Consider the following 13,963-nt stretch of genomic DNA (forward strand, 5'->3'; position numbering starts at 1 on the left):
CGACCGGACGCGGTCGCATTCCTTGCCCGGACCGGGCGGACAAGAACAACGGGACATTCGTGATGTACGAAGCCATCGATCCTAATCCCAGTTTCCCCAAGCTCGAGGAAGACATCCTCAAGTTCTGGGAAGAGAACCGGATTTTCGAGGCTTCGGTGGAGAACCGGCGCAAGGAGGACGGCTCGGGCGAGTACGTCTTCTATGACGGCCCTCCCTTCGCCAACGGCCTGCCGCATTACGGGCACCTGGCCACCGGCTTCGTCAAGGACCTGATCCCGCGCTACCGCACCATGCGCGGCGACTGTGTCGTGCGCCGTTTCGGCTGGGACTGCCACGGCCTGCCGGCGGAGCTGACCTCGGAAAAGGAACTGGGCATCTCGGGGCGTAACGAGATCCTCGAATACGGCATCGGCAAGTTCAACGAGCATTGCTCGGTCTCGGTCATGCGCTTCACCAACGAGTGGCGCTACTATGTCGAACGGCAGGGCCGCTGGGTCGATTTCGAGAACGACTACAAGACCATGAACCTCTCCTTCATGGAGAGCGTGATCTGGGGCTTCAAGCAGCTCTGGAACAAGGACCTCGTCTATCGCGGCTACCGGGTCGTGCCCTATTCCTGGGCGGTGCAGACGCCGCTCTCCAATTTCGAGACGCGGCTCGACAATTCCTATCGCGAGCGTCAGGACCCGGCGCTCACCGTCGGCTTCCTGCTGAAGGGCGACCGCTTCGCCGACGTGCCGACGCGGCTGCTGGCCTGGACGACGACGCCCTGGACGCTGCCGTCGAACCTTGCGCTCGCCGTCTCGCCCGACCTTGATTACGCGGTGCTGGAAAAGGACGGCGTCCGCGTCGTGCTGGCGGACGCCGCGCTCGAGCGCTACGAGCGCGAGTTCGGCGAGTGGACGAAGGTCGACAGCCTCAAGGGGGCGGCGCTGGCCGGCACCGCCTACGAGCCGCTCTTCCCCTACTTCGCGAAGACCGAGAACGCCTTCGCCGTGCTTGCCGCCGGTTTCGTCGAGGCAGGCGACGGCACGGGCTGCGTCCATATCGCGCCGGGCTTCGGCGAGGACGATTTCGAGCTCGCCCGCGAGCGCAACATCCCGCTCGTCGTGCCGGTCGACGAGGCCGGCAACTTCACCGCCGAAGTCGCCGACTATGCCGGGCAGAACGTCATCGAGGCCAACAAGGACATCATCCGCGACCTCAAGGCGCGCGGCCATGTCGTCTATCGCCACGAGACCTACCTGCACGACTATCCGCATTGCTGGCGCACCGACACGCCGCTGATCTACAAGGCGATCGATGCCTGGTACGTGGCCGTGTCCCAGTTCAAGGACCGCATGGTCGAGCTCAACCGCGAGATCGACTGGGTTCCCTCGCATGTGCGCGACGGCCAGTTCGGCAAGTGGCTGGAGAACGCCCGCGACTGGAACATCTCGCGCAACCGGTTCTGGGGCTGCCCGATCCCGGTCTGGATCAGCGACGATCCCGAATACCCGCGCACCGATGTCTACGGCTCCATCGAGGAGCTGGAGCGCGATTTCGGCGTCACGGTCGACAATCTGCACCGCCCGATGATCGACGAGCTGGTGCGCCCCAATCCGGACGACCCGACCGGCAAGTCGATGATGCGCCGCGTGCCGGAAGTGCTCGACGTGTGGTTCGATTCCGGCTCGATGCCCTTCGCCCAGCAGCATTATCCGTTCGAGAACAAGGAGCATTTCGAGCGCAATTTCCCGGCCGACTTCATCGTCGAATATGTCGCCCAGACGCGCGGCTGGTTCTACACGCTGATGGTGCTGTCGACCGCGATCTTCGACCGCGCGCCGTTCCGCAACGCGGTCTGCCACGGCGTCGTTCTCGACGAGAACAAGCAGAAGCTGTCCAAGCGGCTGATGAACTATCCGGACCCTGTTGGCGTCTTCGACACCTACGGCGCCGACGCGCTGCGCTGGTACATGCTGTCCTCGCCGCTGCTGGTCGGCGGCGACCTTGCGGTTGCCAAGGACGGGCGCGGCATCGCCCAGTCGCTGCGCCAGGCGATCATCCCGATCTGGAGCGCCTATTACTTCTTCACGCTCTACGCCAATGCTGACCGGTACAAGGCGCGCCTGCGCTTCGACCAGGAGAACCTGCTCGACCGCTATATCCTCGCCAAGACGCGCGAGCTGATCGAGAAGGTCGAGGGCTCGCTCGACGCCTATGACATTCCCTCGGCCTACAATCATGTGCCGGGCTATATCGACGCGCTCAACAACTGGTACATCCGCCGCTCCCGCGCCCGCTTCTGGGGCGAGGATCTCGACGACGACAAGCGCGACGCGCTCGACACGCTCTACACGGTGCTGACGCATTTGATGCGCACCCTGGCGCCGATGATGCCCTTCGTCGCCGAGCGCATCTACAAGGGGCTGACGGGTGAACTCTCCGTGCACCTGGCCGACTGGCCGGAGGCCGGCAAGCTGCCGCACGATCCCGATCTCGTCCGCCGCATGGACCTGATCCGCGACGTCTGCGCCTCGGTCATGTCGCTGCGCGAGACCAAGCGCCTGCGCGCCCGCCTGCCGCTGAAGACGCTGACGGTCGCCCATGTCGACATCGAGGACCTGCGCCCCTACGCGCAGCTGATCGCCGACGAGGTCAACGTCAAGGATCTGGTGCTGGAGGCCGATCCGCTCTCGGTCGGCGAGCACAGCCTTGTCGTCAAGCCGCAGATCGGCAAGCGTCTCGGCCAGAAGATGAAGGAGGTGATGATCGCCTCAAAGACCGGCAACTGGACGCTGCGGGCGGACGGCATCGTCGAGCTTGCCGGCGTCGAGCTTTCGCCCGACGACTACACGATGCGGGTGATGGCGCCGGAAGGGTCGGATACGGGGCTCTTCGATGCCAGCCGCGGCGTCGTCGTCATGGACACCCGCGTCTATCCGGAGCTGGAGCGCGAGGGCCACGCCCGCGACATCGTCCGCCTCATCCAGCAGACGCGCAAGGACGGCGGGCTGCAGGTCACCGACCGCATCCGCCTCAACCTCGTGGTGCCCGATGCGCTCGTCCAGGCCGTCGAGGAGCATCGCGCCCGCATCGCCCAGGACACGCTGGCGCTGGAACTTTCCATCGGCGGCACGATCGAGGGGGCCTTCCGCGCCACGCACGAGGTGGGCGGCGCCGAGGTCTCCATCGAGGTGGTGCGCATCGAGGGCTGACCCCTTCGGCCGCGCGGCGGCAACGGAATGCAAAAAGGGCGGAGAACCGGAAGGTCCTCCGCCCTTTGGTGTTTGAACGTCGCGGCCTTGTCAGAGCCGGATCGGCTGGCCGCTTTGCGCCGCCAGCGTTGCCGCATCCGCGAGACGCTGTGCCTTCAGCCCGTCGAAGCCGTCGGGCGAGGGGGCTGCCTCGCCGCGCGCGCAGGCGACAAAGGCATCGAGCTGCAGGCGGTAGGCGCGGGCATAGCGTTCCAGGAAGAAGTTCTGGGCAGGATCGGCGGTAAAGCCCGCGCCCGTCGCCAGTTCGACCGTCGTCTCGTGCTGGTTGCCGGCGCGCAAAAGGCCGAGCGAGCCATGCACCTCGATCCGCTGGTCGTAGCCATAGGTGGCGCGGCGCGAGTTGGAGATCTGGCAGATGCGGCCGCTCGCCGTCTTCAGCATCACGGCGGCCGTGTCGACATCGCCGGCCTTGCCGATTTCCGGATCCACAAGGCTGGAGCCGACCGCGTGCACTTCCACCGGCTCCTCGCCGAGCAGGAAGCGCGCCATGTCGAAATCGTGGATCATCATGTCGCGGAAGAGGCCGCCCGAGCGCTCGATATAGGAGATCGGCGGCGGGGAGGGGTCGCGCGACAGGATCGTGACGAGTTCCACATCGCCGATCCGCCCCTCGTCGATGCGCGCCTTGAGTGAGGCGAAGTTCGGATCGAAACGGCGGTTGAAGCCGATGAAGAGCGGCACGCCCGCCGTTCCGACGACCTCCAGAACGCCCTCGATCCGGTCCGCCGACATGTCGACCGGCTTCTCGCAGAACACCGCCTTGCCGGCGCGCGCGGCGCGCTCGATGAAATCCGAATGCGTGTCCGTCGGCGAGGCGATCAGGATCGCGTTGGAACTCCTGCCCTCCAGCGCCTCATCCAGCGAGATCACCGGCGCGCCGAGCCGCCCGGCCAGCCGCTCGGCCGCCTCCGGCATCGCGTCGCAGATGCCGGCCAGGCGCACGTCTCCGGTTTCCGCCGCCCGTGCGGCGAGGTTGGCGGCGTGGATCTGGCCGATCCGTCCCGCGCCGATCACTGTGACTGAAAGCAAGGTCGGGTTCCTTTTTAAGAATGTTTATTCCATATTGACGTAATCATAGAATTTGCGTTTCATTTGTGCAAGACCGAACCTCGGGACCCGGTGCCCGCGACACGCGATTATACACCGCTGCGTGCGCCCGTGTTTCGGGAGAGTTCCCCTCGCTGCGCCGCCGTTCAAGGACACGCTTCATGACCACCGCTTCGAACTCCCTCGGTGTCGGCCTCATCGGCACCGGCTACATGGGCAAGTGCCATGCGCTTGCCTGGAACGCGGTGCGCTCCGTCTTCGGCGACGTCGCCCGGCCGCGCCTCGAACTCCTGTGCGAGGTCACCGGGGATCTGGCCCGCGAGCGGGCGGCGGCCTTCGGCTTTGCCCGCGCCACCGCCGACTGGCGGGCGCTTGTCGAGGATCCGGCGGTGGACATCGTGTCGATCACCACGCCCAACCGGTTTCACCCCGAAATGGCGATCGCGGCGCTCAAGGCCGGCAAGCATGTGTGGTGCGAGAAGCCGATGGCGCCGGACTTCAAGGATGCGCAGGCCATGCGCGACGCGGCCCGCGCGAGCGGCCGGATCGCCGTTCTCGGCTACAACTACATCCAGAACCCCGTCTTCCGCGAGATCGGCGCCATGGTCGCGGACGGGGCCATCGGCGAACCGTTCCAGCTGCGCGCCGAGATGGACGAGGATTTCATGGCCGATCCCGGCGATCCGTTCTCCTGGAAGAGCGCCTCGTCCTCCGGCTATGGCGCGCTCGACGATTTCGCCGTCCATCCCCTGTCGCTGATCCAACGCCTGTTCGGCAAGGCGGAGCGGGTCTTCTGCGACATGGCGAAGCCCTATCCCGACCGGCCGCTCGCCGAAGGCGGGCGCCGTGCCGTCGAGACCCACGACATGGCCAACCTCCTGCTGCGGTTCCCGGGCGACATCCAGGCAAGCCTCCTGGTCAACCGCTCCGCCTGGGGGCGCAAGGGACGCATCGCGCTGCAGGTCTTCGGCTCGAAAGGGTCCATCCTCTACGACCAGGAACGGATGAACGAGGTCGAGCTCTACCGCGCCGACGGCCCGGCGGCGCGCCAGGGCCATACCCGCATTCTCGCCGGTCCCGCCCATCCGCCCTATGACCGTTTCATTCCCGCCCCCGGCCATGGTCTCGGCTTCAACGATCTGAAGGTGATCGAGTGCCGCGAGCTCTTGCGCCTTGTCGCCGGCGAACCGGCTGTCGCGATCACCTTCGATGAGGGGCTGGAGATCGAGCGCACGGTCCATGCGGCGGCGCGCTCCCACGAGACCGGCGGCTGGGTCGCGGTCGGGTGAGGCTTGCGGGGAAGGGACGGCGGGCGAGGGCGGTCAGGCGAAGATGGCCCGCTCGCCTGCCACGGTCTCTGAAATGAAGTCTGCGACGACCCGCACCCGGCCAAGCTCGCGCACGCTCTCGTGCAGCACCAGCCAGTAGCTGCGCGCGATCGTGTGTTCGGGCAGCACCTGCACCAGGCTGCGGTCCTGGCGGGCGATGAAGGCGTGCAGGATGCCGATGCCGGCGCCGGAGCGCACCGCCTCGGTCTGCCCGAGCGCCGAGGCGATCTCGAAACGCGGCTGGAACGCCCGGTCGATCTCCTCCGCATAGGCAAGCGCGGTAGAATAGACGAGGTCCTCCACATAGCCGACGGTGGCGTGGGATTTCAGGTCCTGCGCGCTCTCCGGCATGCCGGCGCGGGCGAGATAGGTCCGCGAGGCATAGAGGCCGAGACGGTAGTCGACGAGCTTTCGCGCCACCAGCCGCCCGTGGTCGGGCCGCTCCACCGTGATGGCGATATCGGCCTCGCGCCGTGACAGGGAGACCGCGCGCGGTGCCGGCACAAGCTGCAGCGTCAGCGAGGGATGCCGCTCGGTCAGCACGCCAAGGCGCGGCGCCAGATAGGCGACACCGAACCCGTCCGGCGCGCCGATCCTGACCGTGCCGGAAACGGCGACATCCGCGCCGCCGATCTCCGCCCGTGCCGACAGCACCTCCGCCTCGATCCGCTCCGCCGTCCCCAGCAGGCGCTCGCCGGCCGCCGTCAGCGTCGAACCGGTCGTGCGCCGGTCGACCAGCTTGACGCCGAGATCGCTCTCCAGCGCCGACAGCCGCCGCGCGACGGTGGCGTGATTGACGCCGAGCGCGCGTGCCGCCGAAAGCAGCTGCCCGGAACGCGCCACCGCGAGGAAAATCCGTGTATCGTCCCAGTTCATTCGCGGCCTGCCTTCGGTTCGCTTCGTCGGGCCTGATCTTGGTGGCTTCTATTTTCGCACAACGGATGCGGGTTTGCATCTATTGCACCTGACAAAAAACGAAGGCAAGAAAGAGCCGCACTCGAATTACAGGCTTGCGTGAAGGCAGGCGCCGACGAGCGCGGACCTCATGTCCGTCCCGGAGCGGCGGTCGAAGCGCAACCCGAAGGCCGGTTCCACCGGCCGATCAAGGGAGAGAACGACCATGAACACCATCGGACATTTCATTGGCGGCAAGCATGTGGACGGCACGTCCGGCCGCTTCGCCGACGTCTACAACCCGGCGACGGGCGAAGTTCAGGCCAAGGTCGCGCTGGCGAGCCAGTCCGAACTGCGCGCAGCCGTCGAGAACGCTGTCGCCGCGCAGCCCGCATGGGCCGCCCAGAACCCGCAGAAGCGCGCCCGCGTCCTGATGAAGTTCGTCGACCTGCTGCATCGCGACATGGACAAGCTCGCCGAGGCGCTGTCGCGCGAGCACGGCAAGACCATTCCCGACGCCAAGGGCGACGTCATTCGCGGCCTCGAGGTTGCCGAATTCTGCATCGGCGCCCCGCATCTCCTGAAGGGTGAGTTCACCGAAGGCGCTGGCCCCGGCATCGACATGTACTCGATGCGCCAGCCGCTCGGCGTCGTTGCCGGCATCACGCCGTTCAACTTCCCGGCGATGATCCCGATGTGGAAGTTCTGCCCGGCGATTGCCGCCGGCAACGCCTTCATCCTGAAGCCGTCCGAGCGCGATCCCTCCGTGCCGATGATGCTGGCCGAGCTGATGCTCGAGGCCGGCCTGCCCGCCGGCATCCTCAATGTCGTCAATGGCGACAAGGAATCCGTCGACGGCGTTCTCGACGATCCGGACATCATGGCTGTCGGCTTCGTCGGCTCCACCGCGATTGCCGAATACGTCTATACGCGTGCCACTGCCAACGGCAAGCGCGCGCAGTGCTTCGGCGGCGCCAAGAACCACATGATCATCATGCCGGATGCCGACATGGACCAGGCCGCCGACGCGCTGATCGGTGCCGGTTATGGTGCTGCCGGCGAGCGCTGCATGGCGATCTCAGTGGCTGTTCCGGTGGGCGAAGCTGCCGCCAACGCGCTGATGGAGCGGCTGATCCCGCGCGTCGAGAGCCTGAAGATCGGGCCCTACACGGCCGGCAATGACGTCGACTTCGGTCCGCTCGTCACCGCCCAGGCCCGCGACCGCGTGCTCGGCCTCGTCGAGCAGGGCGTCAAGGACGGCGCGACGCTTGCCGTCGACGGCCGCGATTTCACCATGCAGGGCTACGAGAACGGCTACTTCATGGGCGGCTGCCTGTTCGACAATGTCACCAAGGACATGTCGATCTACAAGGAAGAGATCTTCGGCCCGGTCCTGTCGGTCGTGCGCGCCAAGGACTATGACGAGGCGCTCGACCTGCCGATGAGCCACGAATACGGCAACGGCACCGCGATCTTCACCCGCGATGGCGACACGGCCCGCGACTTCGCCAGCCGGATCAACATCGGCATGGTCGGCATCAACGTGCCGATCCCGGTGCCGCTCGCCTACCACACGTTCGGTGGCTGGAAGCGTTCCGGCTTCGGCGATCTCAACCAGCACGGTCCGGACGCGTTCCGCTTCTACACGCGGACCAAGACGGTCACCTCGCGCTGGCCGTCGGGCCTCAAGGACGGCGCCGAGTTCGTCATTCCGACCATGAAGTGAGCCCGCGTCGAGACCGCAGCCCGGTCGGGCGCAGTCTCAACCATTGAAAACGAAAGCCCGCCCCGGTGCCTCCGGGGCGGGCTTTTTGCCGTCAGGGCCTCTTGCAGCTCCGTTCAGGCGACGCGGGCGCGCCGGGCGGGGAAGTCGATCTCCGTTCCGGCGACATGGTTGAGGTAGTTGGTCATGATGTTGGCGACCACGTTCGCCGTGGTCTCGACGATGTCGCCGTCATCCAGCCCGTCCCGTCGGGCCTGCGCGATATCGGCATCCGACACCATGCCGCGCGTCTCCACGACGGCGAGCGACAGGCGCAGGATCGCGGCGAGGCGGGGGTCGTTGGCACGGCCGGCCAGATGCGCGTCGATGGCCGCGTCGTCCACCTTCAGGCTACGCGAGATGGCACTGTGGGCCGAGGCGCAATAGTCGCAGGAATTGGCGCCTGCCACCGCCAGGGCGATGGCCTCGCGGGTCTTTGCGTCGAAGGATCCCGTGCCGAGCGTCTCGCCGAGGCCGAGCATCGCCTCCAGCACTGCCGGGCGCTTGCCGGCGGTCCGGTAAAGGTTCGGGACCATGCCGAGCTTGGACTTGATCGCGCCGAACAGTTCGGCGGCCCGGCCGCTGGCCTCGGTATCGGTAAGATGCGCAATGCGTGCCATGTTCTGTCTCCTTCGATGGCTTGTTTCGGAACCAGGCACCTCCGTGGTGCCGGTGAAGGAAACATAGGAATGGCTCCGCGTTTCATCTATTTCAGATGCGCCGCATAATCTTGCAGATCGTTCGGTTTCAATCACGAAAAGCGGATGATCTGAGAGGTTTCCGTGAGCCGGTCCGGTTCAGCGCCCGGTGCGAAAGCTTGCCGGGGAGATGCCGACTTCCTTTTTGAACACGCGCGAAAATGCGGAATCCGAGGCATAGCCGGCAAGGGCGGCGGCCTCGGAGACATTCAGCTTGCGCTCGGCCAGCCCCTGGCGGGCGATCTGCATCCGCCAGTCCGTCACGTATTGCATCGGCGTCACCCCCATCTTGCGGACAAAATGCTGGGCGAAGCTGGTGCGCGACAGGCCGGCGATGCGCGCCAGGCTTTCCACGCTCCAGCTGCCGGCCGGGTTGCCGTGAAAGGCCGTCAGCGACCGGGAGAGTTGCGGGTCGGCAAAGCCGGCAAGGCCGTTGCCTTCGCCGCCCTGACGCTCCAGCCAGGTGCGGATCGCCTGGGCGAAGATCGCTTCCGACATTTTCAGCGCGATCAGGTCGCCGCCGAGCCGCGTCGCTCCCGCCTCGCCGCCGATCACCCGCAGCGTTGCCTCCATCCATGCGCCGGTTTCCGCGCCGTAGTCCCTGATGTGGATACAGGAGGGCAGCCGGTCGAAGATCAGGTGCCGCGATCCTTCCGCGAAAGAGAAATGGCCGCAGATCATCTGGGTGCTGCGTGTGGTGTCGTCGCCGCCATAGACCAGCACGCCTTCGCCGCGATAGCCGGATTTCTCGAAAACCTCGTCCAGCGGCAGGCTCTCGTCGGGACCGGTGTGCTGGCAGTAGAGGACATGGGCGGCGCCGTGCGGGATGAGCACCAGGTCGCCCTGCGCCACCAGGACGGTTTCGCCGGTCGCCTGGATGCGCAGCATGCAGTCGCCCCGATGGGCGAAGTGGAAGCGGCAGACATTGTCGAGTTGCGGCACCTGCACGCCCCAGGGCGGGGTGAAGCTGGTGCGGAAATAAAGCGTCCCCTTGAGGGAGAGGCGGGTGAGGATGTCACTGAGCAGGTCGAGCATCCCCGCATGTTAGCGCATCCTGCGAGTTCGTCCATCATCCCGAACGATCTGACACATCTGGTGGGACGATAGAAATTCACGCTCCGGCCATCGCGTGTCTTTCTGTCGTCGGCATCGGTTGGGCGGTGCCGTGCCGTCTTACGCGTGGGCGCGTGACAGGACGTAATGCGTCACCCTGGGCGAGACCGTCCGCTCGACCCGGGTGAGGCCGCAGGCGGGCAGGTCGATGCCGGCGAGCAGGTTCTCGCCCTTGCCCATCACGACCGGGCTGACGGCGAGATGCATCTCGTCGACGAGGCCGGCCTTGAGGTACTGGCGGATCGTCTCGACGCCGCCGCCGATGCGGATGTCCTTTTCGCCCGCGGACGCCCTCGCGCGCTCCAGCGCGGCACGGATGCCGTCGGTGACGAAATGGAAGACGGTGCCGCCCTCCATCTCGATGGGCGCCCGCGCATGATTGGTGAGCACGAAGACATCCGTGTGGAACGGCGGATTGTCGCCCCACCAGCCTTTCCAGGTGTCGTCGGGCCATTCGCCCCGGACAGGGCCGAACATGTTGCGACCCATGATCCAGGCACCGAAGCCGGTCAGGCTCCTCTCGATGAAATCATTATCGATGCCGGTCTCGCCCGCGTTCGCCTCGCCGGTTTCGCCAAGCACGCGCTCCCGGAACGAGCGGGTGGCGAAGGCCCAGTCGTGAAGGGCTACTCCGCCGATACCGCCGGGATTTTCGAGATCCTGATCCGGCCCGGCGCCGAAGCCGTCCATGGACAGGCTGATACAGGATACGCGGATCTTGGTCATGATGACCTCCCGTTTCTGATTGCGATATGAAACCGGTTGTTACCTCGCATAACCGCTCTTATATTGCAACTGGTTTTGCAAGGAGGTGAGGACGTGGATATCGAGCGGCGATCCGGATGTCCCATCAACCTGACAATGGAAGTGCTGGGCGACCGGTGGAGCCTTGTGGTCATTCGCGACATGATGTTCGGCAACCGGCGGCATTTCCGCGATCTTCTGACCCGCTCCGAGGAGCGGATCGCCTCCAATATCCTGGCCGCCCGGCTGAAGCGGCTGGTGGCGCTCGGCCTGATCAGCCGGCAGGACGACCCAAGTCATGCGCAGAAGGCGATCTACAGCCTGACCGAGCCGGCAATCCGGCTGGTCCCGGTCCTTGCCATGATCGGGGCCTGGGGCCGCGCGCATCTCCCCGTCAGCGAGGATCTGAGCATTCGCGCGCGGCTTCTGGAGGAGGGCGGGCAACCGATGTGGGATGCCTTCATGGAGGAACTGCGGGTGATGCATGTCGGGGATCCGGTCGCGGGGGCGGGCGGCGCGCATCCGTCCGCCGTGCTGGCGCGCCTGACGGCGGCTTACGAGGGTCTCCGCGACAGGCAGGCAAAGGCCTGAGCCGTGCGGGGGCTACAAGGCCGTGGCAAGTTCTTGACGAGGTGTCCTAACGTTACCCTGATGCGCGCAACACTCCGTTGATTGTCGTGGCATGAAGAAATTCGCGGCAGGTGAATTTTTCTTTGCCTGTTGAAAGAAGTCGCAATACGGTGCCGGCCGGTTTCCTCTCGATTTAGCTTGATGGCCAAAAGGGGTTTTCATGACGCAGCGCGAAGTCGTTTTCCTGTCGGGTGTCCGTACCGCCATCGGGGCCTTCGGAGGGTCGCTGAAGACCGTTCCCCCGACGGAACTGGGAGCCAAGGTCGCCGCCGAGGCCGTGCGCCGCTCCGGGATTGCCGCACAGGAAGTCGGGCATGTCGTCTTCGGCCACGTCATCAACACCGAGCCGAGGGACATGTATCTCGCCCGCGTCGCCGCGGTGGATGCCGGCATCCCGGTGGAAACCCCGGCCCTGACGCTGAACCGCCTGTGCGGCTCCGGCGCCCAGGCGATTGTCAGCGCGGCCCAGTCGATCCTGCTTGGCGATGCCGATTACGCCCTTGCCGGCGGCGCGGAATCCATGAGCCGCGCTCCCTTTTCCAGCCCCGGCGCCCGCTTCGGCGTGAAGATGGGCGACGCGCCGATGCATGACATGATGCTCGGCGCCCTCAACGATCCCTTCGGCGGTGGCCACATGGGCATCACGGCGGAGAATGTCGCCGAGCGCCACAATATCAGCCGCGAGGCGCAGGATTCGCTCGCCGTCGACAGCCAGCACCGGGCCGGTATCGCCATCAGGGACGGCCGTTTCGTCGAGCAGATCCTGCCGGTCGAGGTGCAGGCCGGACGCAACGTGAGTGTTTTCGACACCGACGAGCATGTCCGGGCCGACACATCGATCTCGACGCTGAGCGGCCTCAGGCCGGTTTTCCGCAAGGACGGGTCGGTCACCGCCGGCAATTCCTCGGGCATCAATGACGGCGCGGCTGCGGTGGTACTCGCCGACCGGGCGCTGGCGGAGGCGCGCGGCCTCAAGCCGATGGCCCGTCTCGTCGGCTATGCCCATGCCGGCGTCGCGCCGGACATGATGGGCATCGGCCCGATCCCGGCGGTGCAGAAGCTGTTCGCGCGCACCGGACTGACGGCGGCCGATTTCGACGTGATCGAATCGAACGAGGCCTTCGCCGCGCAGGCCTGCGCGGTGATGCGTGAACTGGGCTTCCCGTCCAACCGGGTGAACCCCAATGGCGGGGCCATCGCCCTTGGTCATCCGGTGGGGGCCACCGGCTGCATCATCACCGTCAAGGCGCTTTACGAACTGGAGCGCACCGGCGGCCGCTACGGCCTGGTCACCATGTGCATTGGCGGCGGGCAGGGCATCGCCCTTGCGATCGAGAACCTCAACGCGGTCTGAAGCGCCATTTCGGACAGGACCTTGTCATTGCCGGGTTTCGACCGATAAAAGGCCGGATGCAAAGGGGGCGGCCTTTTGCGTTCGGCCAGCATGGAGTGATGCCGCATGTCTCGCAGCGCAGGCCTTCTCGCGGCAGCCCTTTGCGCCGGTATGCTCACGGGGATCCTTGCCGCCAGCACCTCCTTGCGCGCGTCGGGAGCGACGGACCTTGAGGGGCAATCCGCCGACGGCCATCCGCTTGTCGAGCGGGTCTGGTCCGTGGCCGATCGCGCCTTCGTCGATCCTGACCGGGTCCGGGCGGCAATCGCCGCCGCGCGCTTCGCGCTTGTCGGCGAGATCCATGACAATCCCCGCCATCACACCCTGCAGGCGCATCTGCTCGGTGCCTCCGTCGAGGCGGGACGCGCACCTGCGGTGGTGCTGGAAATGCTCCCGCGCGACCTGCAGCCCCGTCTCGACGCCTATCTGGGCAAGGCGGATGCCTCGGCGGACGGGTTCGGGACCGCGCTCGGCTGGGATGAACTCGGCTGGCCGGACTACGCGATCTACCGGCCGATCCTCGAGGTGGCGCTTGCCGCGTCGCTTCCCGTCGTCGCCGGCGACACGCCGAGGAACGAGCGCCGCAGCGTCGCGCGCGGCGGGCTCGGCATTCTCGGCGAGACCCGGCGCGATGTACTGCAACTCGACGAGCCGCTTGGCGAGACGGCGGACACAGGCCTGCTCGACACGCTGTTCGAGGGTCATTGCGGAATGATGCCGCGCGCGGGGCTGATGCCGCTCGTCGCCGTCCAGCGGCTTCGCGACGCGACGCTTGCCGATGCGATGATCTCGGCGGCGGAGGAGGGCGGGGACGGCGCCGTTCTGATTGCCGGCGCCGGCCATGCCCGCACGGATTTCGGCGTGCCGCGCTATCTGCGCTGGCGGCAGCCGGATGCCTCCGTCGTCGCGGTCGCCCTGGTCGAGGTGGCCGAGGGCGAGACCGATCCGACAAGCTATGCCGGCGGCACGGCGGACATGCCCGCGCCCTACGACTATCTCTGGTTCACCGCGCGCAAGGACCGAACGGACCCTTGCGCGGAGCTGGAGAAGCGGTTCGAGAACGCCAAATAGGCGTTTCCCGCGTCAGGCCGTCG

The 13,963-nt window shown here is 66.5% G+C and carries 11 protein-coding genes; 6 read left to right on the forward strand and 5 right to left on the reverse strand.

The window, feature by feature from the left end; genetic code table 11:
- The first annotated feature begins 62 nt into the window (after window positions 1–62).
- Window positions 63–3,200, forward strand: coding sequence for an isoleucine--tRNA ligase (gene ileS, locus ACQY46_RS12865; RefSeq protein ID WP_428696438.1), 3,138 nt, complete (start codon window positions 63–65; stop codon window positions 3,198–3,200).
- A gap of 90 nt (window positions 3,201–3,290) precedes the next feature.
- Here ileS and iolG read toward each other — a convergent pair whose 3' ends face one another.
- Entirely contained in the window at window positions 3,291–4,289 is a 999-nt protein-coding gene (iolG, locus tag ACQY46_RS12870) for an inositol 2-dehydrogenase (protein ID WP_428696439.1), read from the reverse strand.
- 179 nt (window positions 4,290–4,468) lie between these two features.
- Between iolG and ACQY46_RS12875 the strand changes: the two genes are divergently transcribed.
- Window positions 4,469–5,596 (forward strand): Gfo/Idh/MocA family protein, encoded by a 1,128-nt coding sequence (locus ACQY46_RS12875; protein ID WP_428696440.1) that lies wholly within the window; start codon window positions 4,469–4,471, stop codon window positions 5,594–5,596.
- 33 nt (window positions 5,597–5,629) lie between these two features.
- On the opposite strand, the gene ACQY46_RS12880 is transcribed toward ACQY46_RS12875, so the two are convergent.
- Window positions 5,630–6,511: a LysR family transcriptional regulator gene (locus tag ACQY46_RS12880; protein ID WP_428696441.1), complete on the reverse strand. Its 882-nt coding sequence runs from the start codon at window positions 6,509–6,511 to the stop codon at window positions 5,630–5,632.
- A gap of 244 nt (window positions 6,512–6,755) precedes the next feature.
- Between ACQY46_RS12880 and ACQY46_RS12885 the strand changes: the two genes are divergently transcribed.
- Window positions 6,756–8,255, forward strand: coding sequence for a CoA-acylating methylmalonate-semialdehyde dehydrogenase (locus ACQY46_RS12885; protein ID WP_428696442.1), 1,500 nt, complete (start codon window positions 6,756–6,758; stop codon window positions 8,253–8,255).
- A 113-nt stretch (window positions 8,256–8,368) separates the two neighbouring features.
- Here ACQY46_RS12885 and ACQY46_RS12890 read toward each other — a convergent pair whose 3' ends face one another.
- The 3 genes from ACQY46_RS12890 to ACQY46_RS12900 form a co-directional block, all read right to left on the reverse strand.
- A complete protein-coding gene (locus ACQY46_RS12890; RefSeq protein ID WP_428696443.1) occupies window positions 8,369–8,911 on the reverse strand; it encodes a carboxymuconolactone decarboxylase family protein in 543 nt (180 codons plus the stop codon).
- A 177-nt stretch (window positions 8,912–9,088) separates the two neighbouring features.
- Entirely contained in the window at window positions 9,089–10,024 is a 936-nt protein-coding gene (locus tag ACQY46_RS12895) for an AraC family transcriptional regulator (protein WP_428696444.1), read from the reverse strand.
- A gap of 138 nt (window positions 10,025–10,162) precedes the next feature.
- Window positions 10,163–10,828, reverse strand: a complete 666-nt coding sequence (locus tag ACQY46_RS12900; protein ID WP_428696445.1) for a dihydrofolate reductase family protein — start codon at window positions 10,826–10,828, stop codon at window positions 10,163–10,165.
- A 93-nt stretch (window positions 10,829–10,921) separates the two neighbouring features.
- On the opposite strand from ACQY46_RS12900, the gene ACQY46_RS12905 reads away from it, so the two are divergent.
- The 3 genes from ACQY46_RS12905 to ACQY46_RS12915 all read left to right on the forward strand — a co-directional run bounded on the left by ACQY46_RS12905 (window position 10,922) and on the right by ACQY46_RS12915 (window position 13,940).
- Window positions 10,922–11,437, forward strand: a complete 516-nt coding sequence (locus ACQY46_RS12905; protein WP_428696446.1) for a winged helix-turn-helix transcriptional regulator — start codon at window positions 10,922–10,924, stop codon at window positions 11,435–11,437.
- A 199-nt stretch (window positions 11,438–11,636) separates the two neighbouring features.
- A complete protein-coding gene (locus ACQY46_RS12910; protein ID WP_428696447.1) occupies window positions 11,637–12,830 on the forward strand; it encodes an acetyl-CoA C-acyltransferase family protein in 1,194 nt (397 codons plus the stop codon).
- A 105-nt stretch (window positions 12,831–12,935) separates the two neighbouring features.
- Window positions 12,936–13,940, forward strand: a complete 1,005-nt coding sequence (locus ACQY46_RS12915) for a ChaN family lipoprotein (protein WP_428696448.1) — start codon at window positions 12,936–12,938, stop codon at window positions 13,938–13,940.
- Window positions 13,941–13,963: the final 23 nt, after the last annotated feature.

This window comes from Stappia sp. (assembly GCF_965276915.1).
Taxonomy (GTDB): Bacteria; Pseudomonadota; Alphaproteobacteria; order Rhizobiales; family Stappiaceae; genus Stappia.

Excerpts from the sequence above, each read along its gene's own strand:
- ileS (WP_428696438.1), top strand. The coding sequence starts at position 63 with ATGTACGAAGCCATCGATCCTAATCCCAGTTTCCCCAAGCTCGAGGAA.
- ACQY46_RS12875 (WP_428696440.1), top strand. The coding sequence starts at position 4,469 with ATGACCACCGCTTCGAACTCCCTCGGTGTCGGCCTCATCGGCACCGGC.
- ACQY46_RS12880 (WP_428696441.1), bottom strand. The coding sequence starts at position 6,511 with ATGAACTGGGACGATACACGGATTTTCCTCGCGGTGGCGCGTTCCGGG.
- ACQY46_RS12885 (WP_428696442.1), top strand. The coding sequence starts at position 6,756 with ATGAACACCATCGGACATTTCATTGGCGGCAAGCATGTGGACGGCACG.
- ACQY46_RS12890 (WP_428696443.1), bottom strand. The coding sequence starts at position 8,911 with ATGGCACGCATTGCGCATCTTACCGATACCGAGGCCAGCGGCCGGGCC.
- ACQY46_RS12895 (WP_428696444.1), bottom strand. The coding sequence starts at position 10,024 with ATGCTCGACCTGCTCAGTGACATCCTCACCCGCCTCTCCCTCAAGGGG.
- ACQY46_RS12900 (WP_428696445.1), bottom strand. The coding sequence starts at position 10,828 with ATGACCAAGATCCGCGTATCCTGTATCAGCCTGTCCATGGACGGCTTC.
- ACQY46_RS12910 (WP_428696447.1), top strand. The coding sequence starts at position 11,637 with ATGACGCAGCGCGAAGTCGTTTTCCTGTCGGGTGTCCGTACCGCCATC.
- ACQY46_RS12915 (WP_428696448.1), top strand. The coding sequence starts at position 12,936 with ATGTCTCGCAGCGCAGGCCTTCTCGCGGCAGCCCTTTGCGCCGGTATG.